The sequence below is a fragment of the Klebsiella terrigena genome, from assembly GCF_012029655.1.
Classification (GTDB): domain Bacteria; phylum Pseudomonadota; class Gammaproteobacteria; order Enterobacterales; family Enterobacteriaceae; genus Klebsiella; species Klebsiella terrigena.
The window spans coordinates 5,488,312-5,509,198 of record NZ_CP050508.1 but is presented as its reverse complement, the minus strand read 5'-3'; the positions used below and the strand labels follow the sequence as shown (position 1 = coordinate 5,509,198).

General features: G+C 59.3%; 21 protein-coding genes. 10 read left to right on the top strand and 11 right to left on the bottom strand.

The window, feature by feature from the left end:
• Positions 1 to 47: 47 nt before the first annotated feature.
• From HCK03_RS25805 to HCK03_RS25795, 3 genes are read left to right on the top strand one after another with little or no spacing between them, the layout of a single operon-like run.
• A complete protein-coding gene (locus HCK03_RS25805; RefSeq protein ID WP_123553009.1) occupies positions 48 to 317 on the top strand; it encodes a hypothetical protein in 270 nt (89 codons plus the stop codon).
• A 9-nt stretch (positions 318 to 326) separates the two neighbouring features.
• Positions 327 to 764: a PTS sugar transporter subunit IIA gene (locus HCK03_RS25800; protein ID WP_041143405.1), complete on the top strand. Its 438-nt coding sequence runs from the start codon at positions 327 to 329 to the stop codon at positions 762 to 764.
• Complete coding sequence (locus HCK03_RS25795) at positions 761 to 1,321, top strand: P-loop nucleotide/nucleoside kinase family protein (RefSeq protein ID WP_041143406.1); 561 nt, start codon at positions 761 to 763, stop codon at positions 1,319 to 1,321. Before HCK03_RS25800 ends, HCK03_RS25795 begins: the two co-directional genes overlap by 4 nt.
• Positions 1,322 to 1,423: 102 nt before the next feature.
• Here the strand turns inward: HCK03_RS25795 and HCK03_RS25790 are convergent, their stop codons facing one another.
• Positions 1,424 to 1,747 carry an AzlD domain-containing protein gene (locus HCK03_RS25790; protein ID WP_115193848.1) on the bottom strand — a complete coding sequence of 108 codons (324 nt, stop codon included), beginning with the start codon at positions 1,745 to 1,747 and terminating at the stop codon, positions 1,424 to 1,426.
• Positions 1,747 to 2,406: an AzlC family ABC transporter permease gene (locus tag HCK03_RS25785; protein WP_041143408.1), complete on the bottom strand. Its 660-nt coding sequence runs from the start codon at positions 2,404 to 2,406 to the stop codon at positions 1,747 to 1,749. Before HCK03_RS25785 ends, HCK03_RS25790 begins: the two co-directional genes overlap by 1 nt.
• Before the next feature lie 100 nt (positions 2,407 to 2,506).
• On the opposite strand from HCK03_RS25785, the gene HCK03_RS25780 reads away from it, so the two are divergent.
• From HCK03_RS25780 to HCK03_RS25755, 6 genes are all read left to right on the top strand, one after another.
• Positions 2,507 to 3,055, top strand: coding sequence for a helix-turn-helix domain-containing protein (locus HCK03_RS25780; protein WP_041143409.1), 549 nt, complete (start codon positions 2,507 to 2,509; stop codon positions 3,053 to 3,055).
• Positions 3,056 to 3,150: 95 nt separating this feature from the next.
• A complete protein-coding gene (locus HCK03_RS25775; RefSeq protein WP_167692363.1) occupies positions 3,151 to 4,146 on the top strand; it encodes a substrate-binding domain-containing protein in 996 nt (331 codons plus the stop codon).
• Between the two features lie 113 nt (positions 4,147 to 4,259).
• On the top strand, positions 4,260 to 6,383 hold the full coding sequence (locus tag HCK03_RS25770; protein ID WP_167692362.1) for an alpha-galactosidase: 2,124 nt from the start codon (positions 4,260 to 4,262) through the stop codon (positions 6,381 to 6,383).
• A 41-nt stretch (positions 6,384 to 6,424) separates the two neighbouring features.
• Positions 6,425 to 7,690, top strand: coding sequence for an MFS transporter (locus HCK03_RS25765; RefSeq protein WP_167692361.1), 1,266 nt, complete (start codon positions 6,425 to 6,427; stop codon positions 7,688 to 7,690).
• A gap of 60 nt (positions 7,691 to 7,750) precedes the next feature.
• Positions 7,751 to 8,344: a DapH/DapD/GlmU-related protein gene (locus tag HCK03_RS25760; RefSeq protein WP_045853681.1), complete on the top strand. Its 594-nt coding sequence runs from the start codon at positions 7,751 to 7,753 to the stop codon at positions 8,342 to 8,344.
• 106 nt (positions 8,345 to 8,450) lie between these two features.
• The gene (locus tag HCK03_RS25755) at positions 8,451 to 9,830 is read left to right on the top strand and encodes a carbohydrate porin (protein WP_115193844.1); all 1,380 of its coding nucleotides are present in this window, start codon (positions 8,451 to 8,453) and stop codon (positions 9,828 to 9,830) included.
• A gap of 51 nt (positions 9,831 to 9,881) precedes the next feature.
• Here HCK03_RS25755 and rhaM read toward each other — a convergent pair whose 3' ends face one another.
• The 9 genes from rhaM to rhaB all read right to left on the bottom strand — a co-directional run bounded on the left by rhaM (position 9,882) and on the right by rhaB (position 19,716).
• A complete protein-coding gene (gene rhaM / locus HCK03_RS25750; protein ID WP_045853679.1) occupies positions 9,882 to 10,196 on the bottom strand; it encodes an L-rhamnose mutarotase in 315 nt (104 codons plus the stop codon).
• Complete coding sequence (fucO, locus tag HCK03_RS25745) at positions 10,193 to 11,341, bottom strand: lactaldehyde reductase (RefSeq protein WP_167692360.1); 1,149 nt, start codon at positions 11,339 to 11,341, stop codon at positions 10,193 to 10,195. The genes rhaM and fucO overlap by 4 nt, the downstream gene beginning before the upstream one ends.
• Before the next feature lie 51 nt (positions 11,342 to 11,392).
• Positions 11,393 to 12,394: an ABC transporter permease gene (locus HCK03_RS25740; protein ID WP_115193842.1), complete on the bottom strand. Its 1,002-nt coding sequence runs from the start codon at positions 12,392 to 12,394 to the stop codon at positions 11,393 to 11,395.
• Positions 12,391 to 13,395, bottom strand: coding sequence for an ABC transporter permease (locus HCK03_RS25735; protein ID WP_076947948.1), 1,005 nt, complete (start codon positions 13,393 to 13,395; stop codon positions 12,391 to 12,393). Before HCK03_RS25735 ends, HCK03_RS25740 begins: the two co-directional genes overlap by 4 nt.
• Positions 13,395 to 14,906, bottom strand: coding sequence for a sugar ABC transporter ATP-binding protein (locus HCK03_RS25730; RefSeq protein WP_041143418.1), 1,512 nt, complete (start codon positions 14,904 to 14,906; stop codon positions 13,395 to 13,397). The genes HCK03_RS25735 and HCK03_RS25730 overlap by 1 nt, the downstream gene beginning before the upstream one ends.
• Before the next feature lie 50 nt (positions 14,907 to 14,956).
• Entirely contained in the window at positions 14,957 to 15,943 is a 987-nt protein-coding gene (gene rhaS / locus HCK03_RS25725; RefSeq protein ID WP_167692359.1) for a rhamnose ABC transporter substrate-binding protein, read from the bottom strand.
• Positions 15,944 to 16,085: 142 nt separating this feature from the next.
• Positions 16,086 to 16,916 carry a rhamnulose-1-phosphate aldolase gene (gene rhaD, locus HCK03_RS25720; protein WP_041143420.1) on the bottom strand — a complete coding sequence of 277 codons (831 nt, stop codon included), beginning with the start codon at positions 16,914 to 16,916 and terminating at the stop codon, positions 16,086 to 16,088.
• 77 nt (positions 16,917 to 16,993) lie between these two features.
• Positions 16,994 to 18,253, bottom strand: a complete 1,260-nt coding sequence (rhaA, locus tag HCK03_RS25715; protein WP_041143421.1) for an L-rhamnose isomerase — start codon at positions 18,251 to 18,253, stop codon at positions 16,994 to 16,996.
• The gene (rhaB, locus tag HCK03_RS25710; protein WP_041143422.1) at positions 18,250 to 19,716 is read right to left on the bottom strand and encodes a rhamnulokinase; all 1,467 of its coding nucleotides are present in this window, start codon (positions 19,714 to 19,716) and stop codon (positions 18,250 to 18,252) included. Before rhaB ends, rhaA begins: the two co-directional genes overlap by 4 nt.
• Positions 19,717 to 20,029: 313 nt before the next feature.
• Here rhaB and rhaS (HCK03_RS25705) point away from each other — a divergent pair, with 313 nt between their 5' ends.
• Positions 20,030 to 20,866 carry an HTH-type transcriptional activator RhaS gene (gene rhaS / locus HCK03_RS25705; RefSeq protein WP_041143423.1) on the top strand — a complete coding sequence of 279 codons (837 nt, stop codon included), beginning with the start codon at positions 20,030 to 20,032 and terminating at the stop codon, positions 20,864 to 20,866.
• Positions 20,867 to 20,887 lie beyond the last annotated feature (21 nt).

Below are 20,887 nucleotides of genomic sequence, written 5' to 3'. Positions count from 1 at the left end.
TTAAACCGTATTTTGTTGCCCTGCTGTCCGTCAGGGAGGAGCTCGCTATGTTTGAATCTTTGAAAACGTTGTGGAAAAAAGAGAGTAGCCCACCGCAGGATTATGACGAACAGTCCCGTCAGCTGGCGGGGGAAATAGTCAGACTGGAAGCTGAACTCCAGGGCAACCCGGGTAATGGCGAAGTACAGAAAGCCTTAATGCTGATTTATAACCGGGCGCTGTCGGTGTATGCCAAAAGTAAGACTCACCGGCAGGAAATAGATGCGCTTTTTGTTCGTATTGATGAGTTACGCAATATTATTCGCCGCAATATTTAGGGAGTCATGATGACGATAAAAGAACTGCTTATTGAGGCCGATGCGATTCAGGTCGGCGTCACGGAGTCCGACTGGCAGAAAGTGATCCATCTGGCGGCCAGCCCGCTGGTCGCGAAAGGGTATATCTCGGCAGATTACGGTCAGGCGGTAATTGATAATACTCTGAACCACGGCGCCTATTACGTTTTTGATGAAGGCGTCGCCATCCCCCACGCCAGGCCGGAATGCGGCGTCAGGCGCAACTGTTTTAGCCTGGTTGTGTTGGATCAGCCAATTCATTTTGCCGATAGCGAGAAGGCGGATATTGTGATTATGTTCGGCGCGCAGGACAGCAATGCCCATATTGAGGAGGGCATTCGGGCGATTGTCGCGCTGCTCGATAATAACGAGACCATGGCGAAGCTGCGGGCCGCCAGCAGCAGAGAGGAGGTCGTCGCGTTGTTATGAACAGACATCTCACTCCACGCTGCAAAACGGTGATTTTAATTAACGGCATTCCCGCATCGGGCAAAAGCACCGTCACCCGGCAGCTATCGGCAACCTTCAATCTGCCGCAGCTGACCATCGACGGTATTAAAGAGCCGTTTATGGCGTGCTTTAGCGAAATCGACAGGTCTTTCAATCGACAGCTGGGCTGCGCCGCTTATGACGTCATCTGGTCGATCGTCGGCCACGCTCCGGCAGGCTGTATTTGGCTAATCGACGCCTGGTTTGGTTTTCAGCCGCGCGAAACGTTGCAGCTGCAGCTGCAGCAGGCGGGCGTTGAAAAGGTTCTGGAAATCTGGAACCGCATCTCGCCCGAGCTTGCGGTGTCGCGCTATGCCAGCCGGTTGCAGGATCGCAAGCCGGGACACCCGGGCGAAGAGTATCTTCCGGAGCTGGCCCAGCTGGCGCAGCGGGCGGAACCAATGCGGCTGGGGCCGGTGTTTACCGTGGATCAGCAAAAACCGCTGGATATGGCGTCCGCTATCCGTTGGCTTGAAGAACAAATGCAGCAATATTAAAGAATTACGTTAAGCTCGATTGTAACTGTCCAGCGGCGCTTCGCTTGCTCGGGCCTACAGGAATTGCGTAAATTTTTGATATTGCCGGTTTCGTAGGCCGGGTCAGGCGACGCCCGCCAGCCGCAGCAGGGCGGTAACTACTGCCGCGGCAATAATCACCACGATCAGCGGCATCTTGCGCCAGGCGAGGAATACCGCGAAGCCCACCCCCAGCACCCGCGCCATACCGGCAAAATGTTCGCTTTCATAAAATGTGGTCGCCAGGGCGACGGAAAATAGCAGTACCGTCGCGGCATCCGAGAGCAGCGCCTGAGAACGCTCGGAAAGCGCCAGGCGGCTACCGATCTTCGCGCCGCCGAGGCGCATCAGGTAGGTTCCTGCCGACAGGATAGCGATCCCGATGATAAACAGCGTGATGTTGCCCATTATTTTTTCCTCGCCAGCAGGCCGAACAGGGAGAACAGCACCGGCAGTCCCGTTGGCGCAAAGGAGACCGCTGCGAGGGATAACGCCGCACCGCTGCAGGCGCGAATTAAGGTGGTGCGGTTTTTAAACGCGGGAATGACCAGTGCCAGCAGAATGGCGGGGAAGACGGCATCGAGGCCGATGGTTTCCGGAGCCGGCAGGATCTTGCCGACCAGGGCTCCAAGCAGCGCGCCCAGCGGCCAGATGATAGCCACGCCGAGTCCGCACAGCCAGTAGGCGGCTTTACGCTGCTCCGGCGTTTTCTGCGACAGCCCGAAGACCACGCTTTCGTCATTCATAATATGGCAGCCCAGCAGGCTGGCGCCGCGCCTGCCGACCAGATCGCGAACCGTCACGCCGAACGGCACGTGGCGGGCGTTGACCAGTAATCCCGCGGCGGCGGCGGCCAGCGGGTTACCGCCGCTGGCGACGATGCCGATAAACATAAACTCCGAGGCGCCCGCCAGCACGCAAATCGACAGCACGAACGGCACCCACACCGGGAAGCCATAGGCTATCGCCAGCGAGCCGTAGGAGAGGCCGACGACGCCCACGGCCAGGCAGACTAAGACTATCGCTTTTATCGTGTCCCCTTTGAGACAGGAGAAGTGCTGTTTCATACTATTTAGCCATATCGAACGAATTTCCATTATAATGAACGCAACCCTCTCGACTTTCAAGTCGAACGAATCGTTCTATATAAAAAACGCGGAGCCGTGTATGACACAGCCAATTAGTCTGATTGCCCGGAGTCTGGTACGCGAGCGCTCGCGCACCGGGCTCTCGCTGGCGGAAGTCGCGCGCCGGGCCGGTATTGCCAAATCGACGCTATCGCAGCTGGAGTCAGGCAACGGTAACCCCAGCCTCGAGACGCTGTGGTCGCTTTGCGTCGCGCTCGATATTCCGTTTGCCCGGCTGCTGGAGCCGCAGGCGCAAAAAACGCAGGTGCTGCGTCGCGGAGAAGGGACGAAGGTGGTGGCTGAGCAGGCCCACTATCAGGCTATTCTGCTGGCGGCCTGCCCGCCCGGTGCCCGCCGCGATATCTATTTACTGCTGACCCAGCCGGGGGCTGACCGTGTTTCTCACCCGCACCCGCCGGGATCGATAGAGCATATTATTGTCACCCAGGGCCGCGCGCGCGTGGGCCTGACCGAAGCGCCGGAAGAGCTGGGCGCCGGAGACTACATCTGTTACCCCGCCGATCGGGAACATCTCTTCCAGGCGCTGGAGCCGGATACCCAGGCGATTCTGGTGGCTGAGCAAAGCTAGCGTTTTATTGCGGGGATGACCGCGCCGCTCCCGCTGGACGTCCCGCCCGTATTGCGGGACACTAGCCGTTTCCTCCACCGCCGACTGGGATACGTATGTCGCTGAAAGCTATTGCTAAAGAACTTGGAATCTCGGTAACGACCGTCAGCCGCGCGCTGAACGGTTATGACGACGTGTCGCAGGAGACGCGCGCCCGCGTGGAGGCGGAAGCGCAGCGCCGTGGCTACCGGCCCAATACCTTCGCGCGACGCCTTAAAATGGGCAAAATTGACGCCGTGGGTCTGGTTTTTCCCATTAGCCCGGCCCCGCTGAATAACAACGTATTTCTCGACATGGTCGGCGAAATTAGCCACGAGCTGTCGCGCTATGAGATTGATTTACTGCTGATTGCCGACGATGAGCAGGCGGACAAGCACGGCTATATGCGAATGGTCCAGAGCCGGCGGGTCGATGCGCTGATTGTCGCTCATACCCTGGATGACGACCCCCGCCTGACGCAGCTGCTCTCCTCCGGCTTCCCTTTCCTCGCCCTTGGCCGCAGCCGGCTGCCGCAGCCCTATGCCTGGTTTGATTTTGATAATCAGGCCGGAACCTGGCGTGCGACCCGCCATTTGATTAGCCAGGGGCATCGGCGCATCGCGCTGCTGAGTGAAAATAACAATCAGGCGTTTATCACCCAGCGCCGCAACGGCTATCTGCAGGCGCTGCGCGAGGCCAGATTAGCGGATACCTGGCTGCGCAGCGTGCCGCCAACCCGCCGCGGTGGCTATCAGGCGACGATGGAGCTGCTGCGTTTGCCGGAACCGCCCACGGCGATCGTGACCGACTGTAATACCCACGGCGACGGCGCGGCGATGGCGCTATCCCAGCTGGGGCGCCTGACCGGCGATAATCGCGTGTCGCTGGTGGTTTACGACGGACTGCCGCAGGACAGCATCATTGAAACCCCGGTGGCGGCGGTGATCCAATCCACTCGCCAGGGCGTTGGCCGCCAGATCGCCGGCATGGTCCGTCGGCTGATTGCCGGCGACGATCTTTCCTCCCTGCAGGTGCTCTGGCAGCCCGAATTTATTCCCGGCGACACCGCCTGATTCCCTTCCCGCTACGCTAATTTCTGCACTCGATCACGAATCCGAAACGTTTTGGTTGTTAACCGAAACGTTTCGGATCAACAGTAAGGCATTCCTTGCTGTGGAGATGTCTGATGTCTGATTCGATTGTACGCCTGCAAAGCGCAGGGGCCGATGTGGTAATCAAAACCCATCCGTTTGCCGAAATTATCTACTGGGGGCCGCATTTAAGCCATTTTTCGCCGCAGGATGCGGCCAGCCTGACGCGCCCGGTGGCTAACGGTCGCCTGGACGTCGATTCCCCGGTAACGCTGATGGCCGAGCTGGGTCACGGGCTGTTTGGCGCGCCTGGGATTGAAGGGCATCGCCAGGGGCTGGACGGCTCGCCGCTGTTTGCCACCGCCGAGGTCGTACAGGACGGGCAAAGCCTAACCATTATCAGCGAGGACCCGCACGCCGGGCTGCGCCTGCGTAGCGAAATTGTGCTCGATAGCAGCGGCGTGCTCAGCGTTCGCCACGGTCTGACCAACCTGCGCGCGCAGCCCTGGCAGGTGGACCGGCTTGCGGTCACGCTGCCGGTTGCCGAACGCGCCCGCGAAGTGATGGCTTTTCACGGCCGCTGGATCCGCGAGTTTCAGCCGCATCGGCTGGTCCTCGATCACGACAGCTTCGTGCTGGAAAACCGCCGCGGGCGCACCTCCCACGAGCATTTCCCGGCGCTGATTACCGGCAGCACCGCTTTTAGCGAGATGCAGGGCGAAGTGTGGGGAGTGCACCTTGGCTGGAGCGGCAACCACCGCCTGCGCGCTGAGGTAAAAACCGATGGCCGCCGCTATCTGCAGGCAGAAGCGCTCTATTTACCGGGGGAGATGGCGCTGGCCGAAGGCGAAACCCTGTGGACGCCGTCGCTGTACGCCAGCTATTCGGCGCAGGGTCTGAACGGCATGAGCCAGCAGTTTCATCGCTACCTGCGCGAGCAGATCGTGCGCTTCCCGGATAACAAGCCGCGCCCGGTGCATCTCAATACCTGGGAGGGGATCTATTTCAATCATGACCCGCAGTACATCATGCGCATGGCGGACGAGGCGGCGGAACTTGGCGTCGAGCGCTTCATCATTGACGACGGCTGGTTCAAAGGACGCAACGACGACTGGGCGGCGCTCGGCGACTGGTATCTGGATGAGCAAAAGTACCCCAACGGGCTGACCCCGGTTATCGACCACGTGAAGTCGCTGGGCATGGAGTTCGGCATCTGGGTTGAGCCGGAAATGATCAATCCGGATTCGGACCTTTTCCGCGCCCACCCTGACTGGGTGCTGGCCCTGCCGGGCTATACGCCGCTGACCGGCCGCCATCAGTACGTCCTGAACCTCAATATTCCGCAGGCCTTTGACTATCTGCTGGAGCGGATGAACTGGCTGCTGGGCGAGCACGCCGTGGATTATGTGAAGTGGGATATGAACCGCGAGCTGGTGCAGCCGGGCCATAACGGTAAAGCCGCCGCCGATGCGCAGACCCGCCAGTTTTATCGTCTGCTGGACGCGCTGGTTGCCCGCTTCCCGCATATCGAATTTGAATCCTGCTCCTCGGGCGGCGGACGCATCGATTATGAGGTGCTGAAGCGCAGCCATCGCTTCTGGGCTTCCGACAACAACGATGCCCTGGAGCGCAACACTATCCAGCGCGGCATGAGCTATTTCTTCCCGCCGGAGGTGATGGGCGCGCATATCGGCAACCGCCACTGCCACGCTACCTTCCGCCAGCACAGCATCGCCTTTCGTGGCCTGACCGCGCTGTTTGGCCATATGGGGCTGGAGCTGGATCCGGTGAGCGCCGACGAACAGGAGCGCGCGGGCTACCGCAAGTATGCCGCGCTGCATAAGCAGTGGCGCGACGTCATTCATCACGGCGTGCAGTGGCGTATGGATATGCCGGACGTCACCACGCTGGCGCACGGCGTGGTCAGCGAAGATAAGAGCCAGGCGATTTTCCTCGTTAGCCAGCTGGCGATGCCGGATTACACCCTGATGGCGCCGCTGCGCGTTGCGGGGCTGGAGGCGGGCGCCCGCTATCAGGTTACGCTGCTCGATCACCCGGATATTCAGATTACGGGAGAGGGCGGTCATACCATGCGTAAGCTGCCGGAATGGATGGTGACCCCGCAAACGGTGAGCGGCGAGTGGCTACAGCAGGCGGGGCTGGCGCTGCCAATCCTCGATCCGGAAAGCGCCATTTTGATTGGCCTGCAACGCGTGTAATGGTGACGGGCCGCCAGGCGGCCCTGACTGAGGAATATAAAATGAACCCGACTGCCTGTACCCACAAAAACAACCCTAACTTCTGGATTTTCGGCCTGTTCTTTTTTCTCTACTTTTTCATTATGGCCACCTGCTTTCCGTTCCTGCCGATCTGGCTGTCGGACGTTATTGGCCTGAATAAAACCGAGACCGGCATCGTTTTCTCCAGCCTTTCCCTGTTTGCGATCTGCTTCCAGCCCGTTCTGGGGATGATCTCCGATAAGCTGGGGCTGAAAAAACACCTGATGTGGATCGTGACGATTTTGCTGGTGCTGATTGCGCCGTTCTTCCTCTATGTTTTTGCGCCGCTGCTGAAAACCAATATCTGGCTGGGGGCATTAAGCGGGGGCGCCTATATTGGTTTCGTGTTCTCCGCCGGCGCCGGCGCGATGGAAGCCTATATCGAACGCATCAGCCGCAACAGCGGGTTTGAGTACGGTAAAGCGCGTACCTTTGGCTGCCTTGGCTGGGCGCTGTGCGCGACGACCGCGGGGATGCTGTTTAGCGTCAATCCCGAGTGGGTATTCTGGATGGGATCGGCCGCCGCGCTGCTGCTGGTGGTGCTGGTGGCTATCGCGAAACCGCAGGCCAGCCAGGCCGCTCAGGTCATGGATTCTTTGGGCGCGAATCGCCCATCGGTGGATTTAAAAAGCGCCCTGCGGATGTTCCGCCAGCGCAAAATGTGGATGTTTATTCTGTATGTGGTCGGCGTGGCGTGCGTATACGACGTCTTCGATCAGCAGTTTGCCACCTTCTTCAAATCCTTCTTCGCTACGCCGGAATCGGGTACCCGCGCCTTTGGTTTTGCGACCACCGCCGGGGAGATTTGCAACGCTATCATTATGTTCAGCTCGCCGTGGATTATTAACCGCATCGGTGCGAAGAACACCCTGCTGATTGCCGGGATGGTGATGGCGGCGCGGATGATCGGCTCATCCTTCGCCACCACGGCGGCGGAGGTGGTGGCGCTGAAGATGCTCCACGCCCTGGAAGTGCCGTTCCTGCTGGTGGGGGCGTTTAAATATATTACCGGCGTATTTGACGTCCGGCTGTCGGCGACGATTTATCTGGTGGGCTTCCAGTTTTCCAAACAGGTAGCGGCGATTTTCCTCTCCGCATTTGCCGGCAATATGTATGACCGGATCGGTTTCCAGGAGACCTATATGATCCTCGGCGGTATTGCGCTCTCCGTCACCTTAATATCGGCCTTTACGCTTTCAGGGAAGTCCGCGCCCGGCAGCGTCAGTAATAAAGCAATGACCATTTGATCAATTAACAGAATAAATTCTCACAGGGATGTGCTGAATAAACGGGAGAACATATTGACTATGGATATTAAAAAAAGAATGAACAGCGGTGAATTATATACTGATGGCGGCTACGGGCTGCCGGAGGAGCGGCTAATGGCAAAGGTGCGGGCCTATGAATATAACCACTCGCACCCATTCGGTCAGGAGCTAAGAGAGGATATTATCCAGCGCATGTTTGCGAGCGTGGGTAAACAGTGCTGGATTGAGCCGCCGATCAATCTTGCTTACGGAACTCACACCACTATTGGCGATAACTTCTACGCAAACTTCAACCTGACGCTGGTGGATGACGCGGAGATTATTATCGGCAATAACGTGATGTTCGCACCGAACGTGACGATCTCTACCGCCGGTCATCCGGTGCATCCGGATCTGCGCCACACGCAGCAGCAGTTCTCTCTGCCGGTGATTATTGAGGATGGCGTCTGGCTGGGCTCCGGGGTGATTATTAATCCCGGCGTTACCATTGGCAAAAACTCGGTGATTGGCGCCGGCAGCGTGGTTAATCGCTCGATTCCACCGAACGTTGTTGCCGCCGGGGTGCCTTGCCGGGTATTAAGAGATATTACCGATGAGGATAAAAATAAACATCAGCTATATACCGGCCAATAAACATAAGTCACATATTAATTAGCACTCGTTTCCCTATAAAAATAATGAAGATAGAAAGGTGGGTTATTCACTCACCTTACCTCCCCGTTACCTCCGGAAAATAAAAATGAATAAAAAGACGATAGCCTTAGCGATGAGTTTATGTTTGATGGCAAGTTCGGCAGTTGCTAAAAATAATTCTCTGACGCTTGAACAGCGTATGGAACAGCTGGAAGCGCGGCTGGCCGCGGCGGAAAGCCGGGCTACGGTGGCGGAAGGCCAGGTGCGAGAATTACAGGAGAAACAGCGCACCGCTATTGCGCTGGCGCAACCGACCGTGGCGGTAAAAAGCGTCGCGGCGGTCGAGGAGAGCAAAAAGAATATTACCGCGCCGGAGCTTAAGCTCTCCGGCTATGGCGATCTGAAGATCTACGGTGACGTTGAGTTCAACATGGACGCGGAGAGCAAGCACGGCCTGCTGGCGATGACCAACGCCGATGTTGGCAGCGACCCGACCTACGATAACTGGGATTTAAACGGCCGCATTCTGCTGGGCTTTGACGGCATCCGCACCATGAGCAACGGCTATTTTGCCGGCTTCTCGATTCAACCGCTGGCCGATATGACCGGCTCAATGAACCTTGACGATGCCGCCTTCTTCTTCGGTCAGGAGAAGGACTGGAAGATAAAAGTTGGCCGCTTTGAAGCCTATGACATGTTCCCGCTGAACCAGGATACCTTCGTCGAACATTCGGGTAATACCGCCAACGATCTCTACAGCGACGGTCACGGCTATATCTACATGATGAAAGAGGGACGCGGGCGATCCGACGCGGGCGGTAACTTCCTGCTCAGCAAGCAGCTGGATAACTGGTACTTCGAGCTGAATACGCTGCTGGAGGACGGCACCTCCCTGTATGACGGCGGTGACTACCACGGCCGCGACATGGAGCAGAAAAAGAACGTCGCCTACCTGCGCCCGGTTGTCTCGTGGGCGAAAGATGAACTCTCCGTCGCCGCGGCGATGGAGTCGAACGTGGTGAAAAACGCCTACGGCTATAGCAACGCGCGGGGAGAGTTTGTCGATCAGTCCGATCGTACCGGCTACGGCCTGACCATGACGTGGAACGGCCTGAAAACCAATCCGGCCGATGGGGTGGTGGTGAACGTGAACACCGCGTATATGGATGCCAACAACGAAAAAGACTTCACCGCCGGGGTTAACGCGCTATGGCAGCGCTTTGAGCTGGGCTATATCTACGCCCATAACAAAATCAACGACTATGACGGGGTGATCTGCGATAACGACTGCTGGATTAAGGATGAGGGAACCTACAATATTCATACCTTCCACGCCTCGTATCAAATCCCGAACGTGATGAATATGCAGAACTTTAATATCTATCTCGGGGCCTACTACTCCATTCTTGATAGCGATGTACAGGCCAATAAGAGCGATGACGACGACCGCTATGGCGCGCGCGTGCGCTTTAAATACTTCTTCTGAAGATCGTAAAAGCGGCCCCGCTAGACCTGTTCCGGCGGGGCCGTCGGGGATTTAATCCAGATAGAATACCGGCTTCAGCTCGGCGCTAAGCGGGCTGTTATCGGCATTTGCCGGCATGACGTCGCGCATATGCCGCCACCAGCGCTGGCAGACCTCGGTTTCGGCGACCGCGTTCCAGCGGGCTTCAGATTCAATCTCCACCGTGGCGAACAGCAGGCTGCGCGCTTTATCGAGATAGATTGCGTAGCGGTGCGCGCCGTGCGCCTTCAGAACCGCCTCCAGCTCCGGCCAAATGGGCGAATGTCGACGCTCATACTCTTCGTGCGCGTCGGGATTCACCTGCATCACAAACGCCTTGCGGATCATAACGCCTCCAGATAGAGCTCGCGCACCTGGTCGCGGCTGGCGGTTCGCGGGTTGCACGGCGCGCACGGGTCGGCGAGGGCTTTGTCAAGCCAGCCTTCGATGTCGGCTTTGGTCACCCCAAGCTGGCTGAAGCCCTGCGGAATGCCGACGCGTTTGCTCAGGGCGCGAATCGCCTCGATTGCCGCCATGCTGGCAGCCTCATCGCTCATGCCGCGGGTCTCAACGCCCATCGCCTGCGCCACGCGGGCAAAGCGGGCAACGGCGTTCGGGCGGTTAAAGTTTTCGATGATCGGCAGCAGGATGGCGTTGCATACGCCGTGGGGCAGGTTGTGGGTCGCGCCAGGCTGATGCGCCAGCGCATGGACCAGGCCGAGACCGGCGCTGTTGAACGCCATGCCCGCCAGATACTGACCAAACGCCATCTGCTCGCGCGCCTCAAGGTTGTGCCCGTCATCGACGGCTTTCGGCAGCCACAGATTAATCAGCCGAATAGCCTCCAGGGCGTTGGCATCGGTGAGCGGGTGGGCGCCGACCGAGACAAAGGCTTCGATAGCGTGGGTCAGGGCATCCATTCCGGTGGCCGCGGTGATCGAGGCCGGGATGTCCAGCATCACGCTGGCGTCATCGACGGCGATGTCCGGAATAATATTCGGATCGATGATCACCTCTTTTACCTGGCGCGCGGAATCGATGATGACCGCATTGCTGGTCATCTCCGCCGCCGTTCCGGCGGTGGTATTTATCGCCACCAGCGGGACGCCGGCGTTTTTCACCTTGCCGACGCCGGAATAGGCGGTGGAAGGGGCCGGGTTGGCGGTGAGAATTTTAACCGCTTTCGCGGTATCGATGGGGCTGCCGCCGCCAAAGGCGATAATGTAATCGCACTGCGCATCGTGGAAGGCGGTAATGCCTTTATGCACCAGCGCTTCGGTGGGGTTCGGGAACACCTCATCAAACAGGTGCCAGCACATCTGGTGTGCGTCGAGCGCGGCAAACAGGCTGTCCAGCAGGCCCAGCTTCACCAGCTGACCGTCGGTGACGATCAGCGCTTTGCCCCATTGTTTAACGGCGACCAGATTGACCATATCGCCAATGGCGCCCGCGCCGTGCAGGCTGATTTTCGGCAATGCCAACATAAAGCTCATGATAACTCTCCTGTTAATGAAATCCCGTTCCCCCCACCGTCAGGCGAAGGGCTAATGTCTTCGCTGCAGCACCCGCCGGGCGATAATCGGCAGAGAAATCACCGCTATCAGCATGGCGCCGATAATTATCGACATCACGATGCCCGGTACGTTGAGCAGGCTCAGGCCAAAGGTCACCAGACCCATCAGGAAGGCGGCAATAATCACCCCCACCATGCTGCCGGAGCCGCCGAGGATATTGACGCCGCCGAGCACCGCCATCGTCACGACCGCCAGCTCCCAGCCCACTGCCAGCGAGGGACGAGTGCTGCCGAGCCGTGACGTCAGCAGCACCGCGGCCAACCCCGCCATCAGCCCAACCAGGGCAAACAGGATCAGGTTATGGCGCTTAACGTTGATCCCGGAAAACCAGGCGCCGGTCGGATTATTGCCAATCGCGTAGGTGCGGCGGCCAAAGTTGGTTTTATGCAGCAGGAAGGTAAAGGCGGCCGCCAGCAGCAGGAACAGCGCAAACTCAAACGAGAGCGCCCCCCAAACGTAGCCCTGGCCGAACCAGGCGAAGCTGTCCGGATAGTGATTTAGCGCCTTATCGCCCAGCAGGATGTAGGTCAGGCCGCGATAGAGGCTCATGGTGCCGATGGTGATAACGATCGACGACAGGTTCAGGCGCGTCACCAGGATGCCGTTAAACAGGCCGCACAGCAGGCCCACTCCCAGCCCGACGGCCACCAGCAGCGGCGTATCCATCCCCGCCGCCGCGCAAAAGCCCATCGCCGTTGAGCTCAGCGCCATGGTGGAGGCGACGGAGAGGTCAATCTCTCTGGCGATAATCAGCATCGCCATCGGCAGGACGATAATCGCCTTCTCGGTGAAGTTGAAGGTGGCGTCAGAGAGGTTCCAGATATTAAGGAAGTAGGGCGACGCCAGCGCGTTGGCGGCAAAAACGGCGAGGGTCACCGCCAGCAGGAAGCCTTCCCAGCACAGCAGGCGGCGCAGCGGCGACGGCGCCGTCGGGCGGCCGGTCATCTCGTCAGTGGTCATTATTTTGCTCATGGTTTCACCGTCTGTTTTTGCGAAGCCAGCACAGCGCTGCGCAGAATGAGCCGTCCTTGACGTTTGTTCCCACGCTCGTTAAGCACCACGGCGATGACAATAACCGCGCCGGAGATAGCCATCTGCCAGAAGGGGGAGATACCGATGACCGGCAGCGCGTTGTTGATAATCCCGAGGAATAGCGCGCCGCACAGGCAGCCGACTACGCGTCCGGTCCCGCCCATGGTGCTGATGCCGCCGATGACGCAGGCGGCCACGACCTGCAGCTCGAAGCCGTTGGCAACGTCAACGTAGGCGACGGCAAAGCGGGAGATCCACAGATAGCCGCAAAATCCCGCCAGCGCCCCGGAAAGGCAGAAGCTGATGAACTGCATTTTCCCGGCGTTGATGCCGGTGTAGTACGCCGCCGTGGCGTTGCCGCCTGCGGTGTATAGCGCCCGCCCGGTGCGGCTGTAGCGCAGGAAGTAGCCCACCAGCAGCAGGGCGGCGATGGCGCACCAGCTCAGCAGCGGCAGCCCCAGCAGCGAGGCGCGCGGCAGGGCGAGGAAGTCTGCGCTCATCTGATGCGAGTTAACCCAGCCGCCGTCGGAGAGCAGGAAAATAATGCCGCGATAGATGCTCATGGTGCCGAGAGTCACCACGATCGCCGGTATGCCGAGGCGCCAGACCAGCAGGCCGTTAATCACCCCCATCAGCAGGCCGAGCAGGGTCGCCAGCATCAGCAGCGCCCACACCGGAATGTCCGGGTGGTGGGCGTTAAGCAGGGCGACGATCATCCCGGTCAGCGCCAGGTTGGCGGCCATCGACAGGTCGATCCCCTTGGTCAGCAGCACCATCATCTGGCCGAGAGCGAGGACGATCAGAATCGAGGTGTCGTTAAACATCTCGACCAGGTTTTCCGCCGCGATGAACGACGGTACCCGGCTGCCGATGCCCGCCACCATCAGGATAATGACCGCCGCCAGCAGCGCTTCGCGGTTTTTAAGCAGTTGTCGCCACATCACGCAGCCTCCCGGGCAGTGCCGCTGGCGGCGCTGACGATAGTTTCCGCCGTTGCTTCGCCGGCGCGATATTCGGCCACCATCAGCCCTTCGTGCATCACGATGATGCGGTCAGCCATTCCCATGACCTCCGGCAGCTCTGATGAGACCATAATGACCGCCAGCCCCTGGCCCACCAGCTCGGACATAAACTGATGCACCGCCGCTTTTGAACCGATATCGATGCCCTTCGTCGGCTCATCGAGAATGATCACCTGCGGATGGGTAGCCAGCCATTTGCCGATCACCACTTTCTGCTGGTTGCCGCCGGAGAGGGTTTCTACCGCCTGCTGCCAGCTAAAGGCCTTGACCTGCAGGCGCGAGGCATACTCATCGGCCAGCCGCCATTCGCGGGCGTCGTTCAGCACGCCGCGGGGGTTGAGCCTGGCGAGCTGGGGCAGGCTGATGTTCTGCGCGATCGGCAGGGCGACGATCGCCCCCTGCTTCTGCCGCTCTTCCGGCACGCAGACGATACCGGCCTGAATGGCGTCCGCCGGCTGGCGAAAGCGCACCGCTTTGCCATTCAGCACCATTTCGCCGGAGGAAGGGTGCGATACGCCGGACAGCGCCTGCATAAGCTCGGTGCGCCCGGCGCCGACCAGCCCGTAGAAGCCGAGGATCTCGCCTTTGCGCAGGCTGAAGTTGATATTGGCGAACTCGGTGGGGTGACAGAGATTGCTGACCTCCAGCACCGTTTCTCCCGGGGTGCAGCTCACCTTCGGGTAGGTTTGGGTAATGGCCCGCCCGACCATCATCGACACCATCCGCTCTTCGGTGATCTCGTTGATGGCGCCGGAGCTCACGTACACGCCGTCGCGTAAAATGGTGTAGTAGTCCGCCAGCTCGAAGATTTCGTCAAACTTATGCGAGATAAACAGGATGGCCTTACCGTCCTGCTTCAGGCGCTCGACTATCTGATAAAACTCCAGAATTTCGTGCTGCGAGAGCGCGGCGGTCGGCTCGTCAAGGATAACCACCTGCGCCTCAAAGGAGAGCGCCCTGGCGATAGCCACCATGTGGCGCTGGGCGATGCTCAGCGTTTTTAGCGTCGCGCGCGGGTCGATCTGCACTTCCAGGCGGCGAAGAATATCCCCGGCTTTCTGGTGCATTGCCGGCCAGTCGAGCTTTTTCAGCAGGCCTTTATGCAGATACTGGCCGACAAAAATATTCTCCGTCACCGAGAGTTCGTCAAACAGCACCGTTTCCTGGTGAATAGCGGTGATCCCGATCCGGTGCGCCGACTCCGGATGAGGCAGCTGAATCGGGATCGCTTTATAAAGGATTTCGCCCTCTTCGGGCTGATAAATGCCGGTCATCACTTTGACCAGCGTGGATTTGCCGGCACCGTTTTCGCCAATTAAGGCGGTCACTTTGCCGGGCCAGAGATCGAGCTGTACGTTTTCAAGGGCACGCACACCGGGGAAAACCTTGGTGATGCCCTTAAGCGACAGCAGCGGGGTGGACGCCGTCATGATAAGTCTCCGGTTTTTCCCCCGTTTCCAGGCGAAACGGGGGCTGAGGATTAGAAAATTTTGGAAAACTTATCGATGTTGCCGGCATCGTAAACGAACGGCTCTGCCATCGCGCCGCTGCCGTCGGCATCCAGCTTCACCTTGCCGAGCCTGCCCATGCTGGCTTCGGTTTTGGTTGCCGTGCCTTTGACTAAATCGTCGGCCAGGTAGGTGGCGGCGTAGCCGAGGTCAATGGGGTTCCAGATAGCAAAGCTTTTGCTGGCGCCGGACTTAATCGCTCCGGCCATTTCAGACGGCAGCCCCAGCCCGGTGACGTACACCTTGCCAATCTTGCCCTGATCCTTCACCGCCTGGGCGGCGGCAACGATCCCCACCGACGAAGGCGAGACGATCGCTTTCAGATTGGGATACGACTTCAGCAGGCCGACCGCTTCGCGGTAGCTCTTGTCGGAGAGATCGTCCCCGTAGGCAACGGTGACCAGGTTGACGGAAGGGTACTTCGGCAGCACCTTCTTCATCTCTTCGATCCAGATGTTCTGGTTGGTTGAGGTAGGGGTCGCGCTGAGGATCGCCACGTCGCCTTTTTTGACGTTCAGCGCCTTCAGGGCGTCCGCGGCGAGCCTGACGTTGGTCTCGCCAATCAGTGCGTTATTGGAAGGATTTAAGTGGATCTGGCGGCCCGCTGGCGCAACGCCGGAATCCCAGGAGACCACTTTGATCCCGCGCTGCATCGCTTTTTTCAGCACCGGCACCACGGCGTCCGGATCGTTGGCGGAAATGGCGATCGCATCCACCCCCTGGGCGATCAGCCCGTTCAGCACTTCGATCTGCGCTTCGGCGGTGGTGGTGGTGGGGCCGGTATAGATCACTTTCACATCGCCTAACTCTTTAGCCGCTTCCTGCGCGCCGACGTTTGCTGCCTCGAAGAATCCATTTCCCAATGATTTTGCCACGAGGGCAATTTTAACTTCAGCTAAAGCAGAACCGGACAACGCCAGAGCGGCAACGGTGAGGATCAAGCTTGTCTTTATTTTCATTGCTTTTACTCCACATGATTGAGTTAGTTTCCCACCGTCTTTCATCTTGCTGATGCGTGGGCTTCCCGCAGGGCGAAAGAGTTAGGGTAGAGTTTGCAGGTGACAGAGTTCGCCCCGTCTCGGTGAGCGGGGCGCGATGTAATTATTGATAAAGGTCTAACGCGGACTGCACGGGCTGTACATCAAAGCGCTTGCCGAGGGCAATCAGCTCTTCGCGGGTGATGGTCTGCTTCATGCCACCCATGGAGTAAACCTTCACCAGCACTTCAGCCGATTTCTCGGCGGTATCGATCAGGCCAAAGGTCTCATCCAGCGTCGGCCCGCTGCCGAAGACGCCGTGGAACGGCCACAGCACCAGCGAATGCTGACGCATTTCCAGCGCGGTGGCTCCGCCGATTTCGTCGGTACCCGGCACCATCCACGGCAGAATGCCGACGCCGTCCGGGAACACCACCAGGCATTCGGTGCTGCCTTCCCAGAGCTTGCGGGTGAAGAGATCGCTGTTGTTCTCCAGCACGTAGGTCAGGGCGATCAGGTTGGTGGCGTGGCAGTGCATGATCACGCGATCTTTGCCGCCGGTCAGCCTGATGCGTTCGCTGTGGGAGAGGAAGTGGGCCGGCAGTTCTGAGGTCGGCACCGCCTCGTGGGTTAAGCCCCACAGGACGTGATATCCCGCACCGTCGCTGTCCACTTTGACCACGCCGAGGTTGGCGGCCGGATCGAGCTGCACGTTGCGGAAAAACTTACCGGAGCCGGTGACGATAAACGGCTGGTTGGCCAGCGTCGGCATCGGCTGGCTCAGGGCGATATAGCGCGGTTTGGCGTGGAAATCCGCCGCGAAAGGTTCGATATCGGCCTCGTCGAGGCGCAGCGTCAGGTTACCGCCGTTGCGCTCATCCCAGCCCTTCAGCCACGCATCTGTGGTGGCCTTAATCATGCCCTGGACGAACCAGGAGTCGATAATCGTGTGCATAGTCTTGTGCTTCCTGTTGATTCGGCACGGGGTTGACCCCGCGCCCTGAATAGGTTGTTTATCTGTCGGTTGCCGGGCTACCCGCGCTGGCTGAGAACGGCCTTCTCGTAGCCGCGAACGCTATCCAGCCACTGGCTGCCCGCCGGAGTATCGTGACGCTGGCAGTACATCTCCCAGACGGCCTGCCACGGCAGGCATTTCTGCTCTTCCAGCAGCGCCAGGCGGGCGGTGTAATCGCCGTCGGCTTCCAGCTGGCGCAGCTGTTCCGTCGGCTCCAGCAGCGCGCGCAGCAGCGCTTTTTTCATGTTGCGGGTACCAATCACCCACGCCGCGATGCGGTTGATGGAGGCGTCGAAGAAATCGAGGCCGATGTGCACGCGGTCAAACAGGTTGTGGCGGATGATTTCGCTGGCGATGGCCTGGGTTTCGTCATCCAGCAGCACCACGTGATCGCTATCCCAACGCACCGGGCGGCTGACGTGCAGCAGCAGGCGCGGAATGTAGAGCATGGCGGCGGAGATCTTGTCGGAGATGACCTCCGTGGGATGGAAGTGCCCGGCGTCCAGGCACAGCGCGGTCTGCCGGCTGGTGGCATAGCCCATATAGAATTCATTGGAGCCGACGGTGTAGCTTTCGGCGCCGATACCGAACAGCTTGCTCTCCACGGCATCGATGTGATGCGCCGGGTCGAGCTTCTCGCTAATGACCTCATCCAGCGCGTTCAGCAGGCGCTGGCGCGGTGCGAGGCGGTCAACGGTGATGTCCTTCATGCCGTCCGGGATCCAGATATTCATCACCGACGGGGTGCCCAGCTGCTCGCCGAAATAGGCGGAAACCCGGCGGCTGGCCTTGCAGTGATCGATCCAGAACTGGCGGATTTCATCGTTAGCGTGCGAGAGGGTAAAACCGTCGGCGCTTAGCGGATGTGAGAAACAGGAAGGGTTAAAGTCGAGACCCAGCCCGTTGCTTTTGGCCCACTCCACCCAGTTTTTAAAGTGCTCAGGTTTGATTTCGTTACGCGCAACCGGGGCGTCGGACTCCAGGTACAGCGCGTGCAGGTTCAGCCGTTTCGGTCCGGGGATCAGGCTCAGCGCCTGCTCAAGGTCGGCGCGCAGCTCGCCCGCGTTGCGGGCTTTACCCGGATAGTTGCCGGTGGCCTGAATCCCGCCGGTTAAGCTCCCCTCCGGGTTTTCAAAGCCCGCGACGTCATCGCCCTGCCAGCAGTGCATGGATACGGGGAGCCGGTCCAGCTGGCGCAGAGCCTCCTCGACATCCACACCGGCGGCGGCGTAGCGCTGTTTAGCAATTTCCCAGGCTTGTTCAAGTTGAGTGGTCATGCGCAAAGCTCCTTGGTCTGTTGTTGCTGAAACTGCGCAACGAAGCGGGCAATTTCATGTTCAGGATTAGGGGTAAACGTGGTGAGCGCGTAGTTGTCGCGTACCACCTGACGGAAATCATCGACGTTGTTCAGCTCATCCAGCGTCATCAGCTGGATGCCGATATTGCCGAGCGTAGAGGCCTCGACGGGGCCGGCGATAACCGTTATGCCGCAGGCGTCCGCGCACAGCTGATTGAGCAGCGCGTTCTGACAACCGCCGCCGACGATATGCAGCTGGCTGAAGGGCTGGCCCCGCAGCCGGGCAAGCTCGCCGAGCACGCGGGCGTACAGCAGGGCGAGGCTGTCAAAAATACAGCGCGCCAGCTCGGCGTCGCCGTCGGGCACCGGCTGTCCGGATTCGCGGCAGGCGGCCTGAATTTCAGCGCTCATATTGGCCGGGTTGATAAAACGCTCATCGTTGCAGTCAATCACCGAGCGGCAGGCCGGTAGGTCGGCGGTCTGGGCAATCAGCGCCGGCAGGTCGCTGACGTTCTGCTCTTTCAGCACCCGCTGCAGCAGCCACAGGCCCATAATATTTTTCAGCACCCGATAGCGGCCTTCGGCGCCGCCTTCGTTGGTGATATTGGCCCGCAGCGCATCGTCGCCGGTGCAGGGGGTTTTGCTTTCAAAGCCCATTAACGACCAGGTGCCGGAGGAGAGATAGGCCGCATTTTTACCGGTCAGCGGAGAAGCGATCACCGCGCTGGCAGTATCGTGACTGGCGACGGCGACGACCGGGATCGCGTTGCCCTGCGGGCAAATCCAGTGGCCGATCACGTTGCCGGGATGGGTCGGGGTACCGAACCACTCGCGCGGCGCGCCGCTCCAGTTCAGCAGATCCTCATCCCAGCTATCGCTGTTGATATTGACCAGCTGAGTGGTGGTGGCGTTGGTGTATTCCCAGTTCATCTGGCCGGTCAGACGGAAGCTGAAGTAGTCCGGGATCAGCAGCGCGTGCGCGGCCTGGCTCACCAGCTCCGGCTGCTGCTCAACCAGGGCGCGCAGCTGGTAAAGGGTGTTGAACGGCAGAAACTGAATGCCGCTGCGGCGATAGATATCCGCTCGGCCTATCTGCGTTTCGGCATGCTGCATCAGGCCGTGGGTGCGGTCGTCGCGATAGGAAACCGCGAGGCCGACGCGCTGGCCCTGGCCGTCGAGCAGGACATAATCCACGCCCCAGGTATCAATGCCGATGCTGTCGATAAGGATGCCCTGCGCGCACACCAGCGCCAGCCCGCGGCGAATTTCGCCTTCCAGGCTATCGATATCCCAGCAGTCGTAGCCATCCACCTTGTGCAGGCTGTTGGTAAAACGGTGGATTTCACGCAGCGTTAGCGCACGCTGTCCGCTTTCATAGCTGGCGAGCATCACCCGCCCGCTGGAAGCGCCTAAATCAACGGCGACACAATGTCGAAAACTCATGGCAGAGATCCTTCTGAAAATCATTGCCAGCAGTCTAAAAAAGTCGCCGGTCGCGCACCTTCTTGCCACGGACAGAGAAATTTCTCCGCTGGCAAGAAAGCAAAGGTGACCGTGAGAGAGCTCACAATTTCATTCTGTCGCTATCGACGTGGGGGATGTGACGCTCTCCGCAGTTCCCGATCTTTCCGGCTGTTTCTTGAAAAAGCGGCAGGCTTTACGCCGTTTGCGGTCGAAAATTGAAGGCCGGATTGCCGGTCCTTAATTACTATTTGCGACAGTGATTGATAACATTTCTCATTTCGAGGGAGCTGCTATGACCGTATTGCACAGTGTGGATTTCTTTAAGTCCGGTACTTCTGCTGTTGCCATTGAGCCACGCCTCCCTCAGTCGGCGTTTCCGGAGCATCACCACGATTTCCATGAAATTGTTATCGTCGAGCACGGGACGGGGATCCACGTTTTCAACGGCCAGCCCTATACCATCAGCGGCGGCTCGGTCTGTTTTATTCGCGATCACGATCGCCATCTTTATGAACATACCGATAACCTGTGCCTGACCAACGTGCTCTACCGCGCACCGGATGCCTTTCGCTTTCTGAGCGGCGTCAGCCAGCTGCTGCCGCAGGAGCAGGAAGGCAACTATCTCTCGCACTGGCGGGTTAATCAGGGGGCTTTGCAGCAGGTGCGGCAGATCGTCAGCCAGATGGAAAGCCTCGGCGGCGAGTCGGATGTGCATACCATTGCCAGCCGGGAAATTTTGTTTATGCAGCTGCTGGTGCTGCTGCGCAAAAGCAGCCTCGCGGAAGGGGCCGCCGATAGCGAGGCGCGGCTCAATCACCTGATGGCGTGGCTGGAAGATCACTTTGCAGAGGATGTCTGCTGGGAAGAGGTAGCGGCCCAGTTTTCGCTGTCGCTGCGCACGCTGCATCGTCAGCTCAAGCAGCAGACCGGCCTGACGCCGCAGCGCTACCTGAACCGGGTGCGGTTGATGAAGGCGCGCCATCTGCTGCGGCACAGCGATGACAGCGTAACGGATATCGCCTATCACTGCGGATTCGGCGACAGTAACCACTTTTCGACGCTTTTTCGCCGCGAGTTTTCCTGGTCACCGCGTGATATCCGCCAGGGACGCGACGCCATTCTTCAGTAACGCGAGAGCAGTCAACGTTTT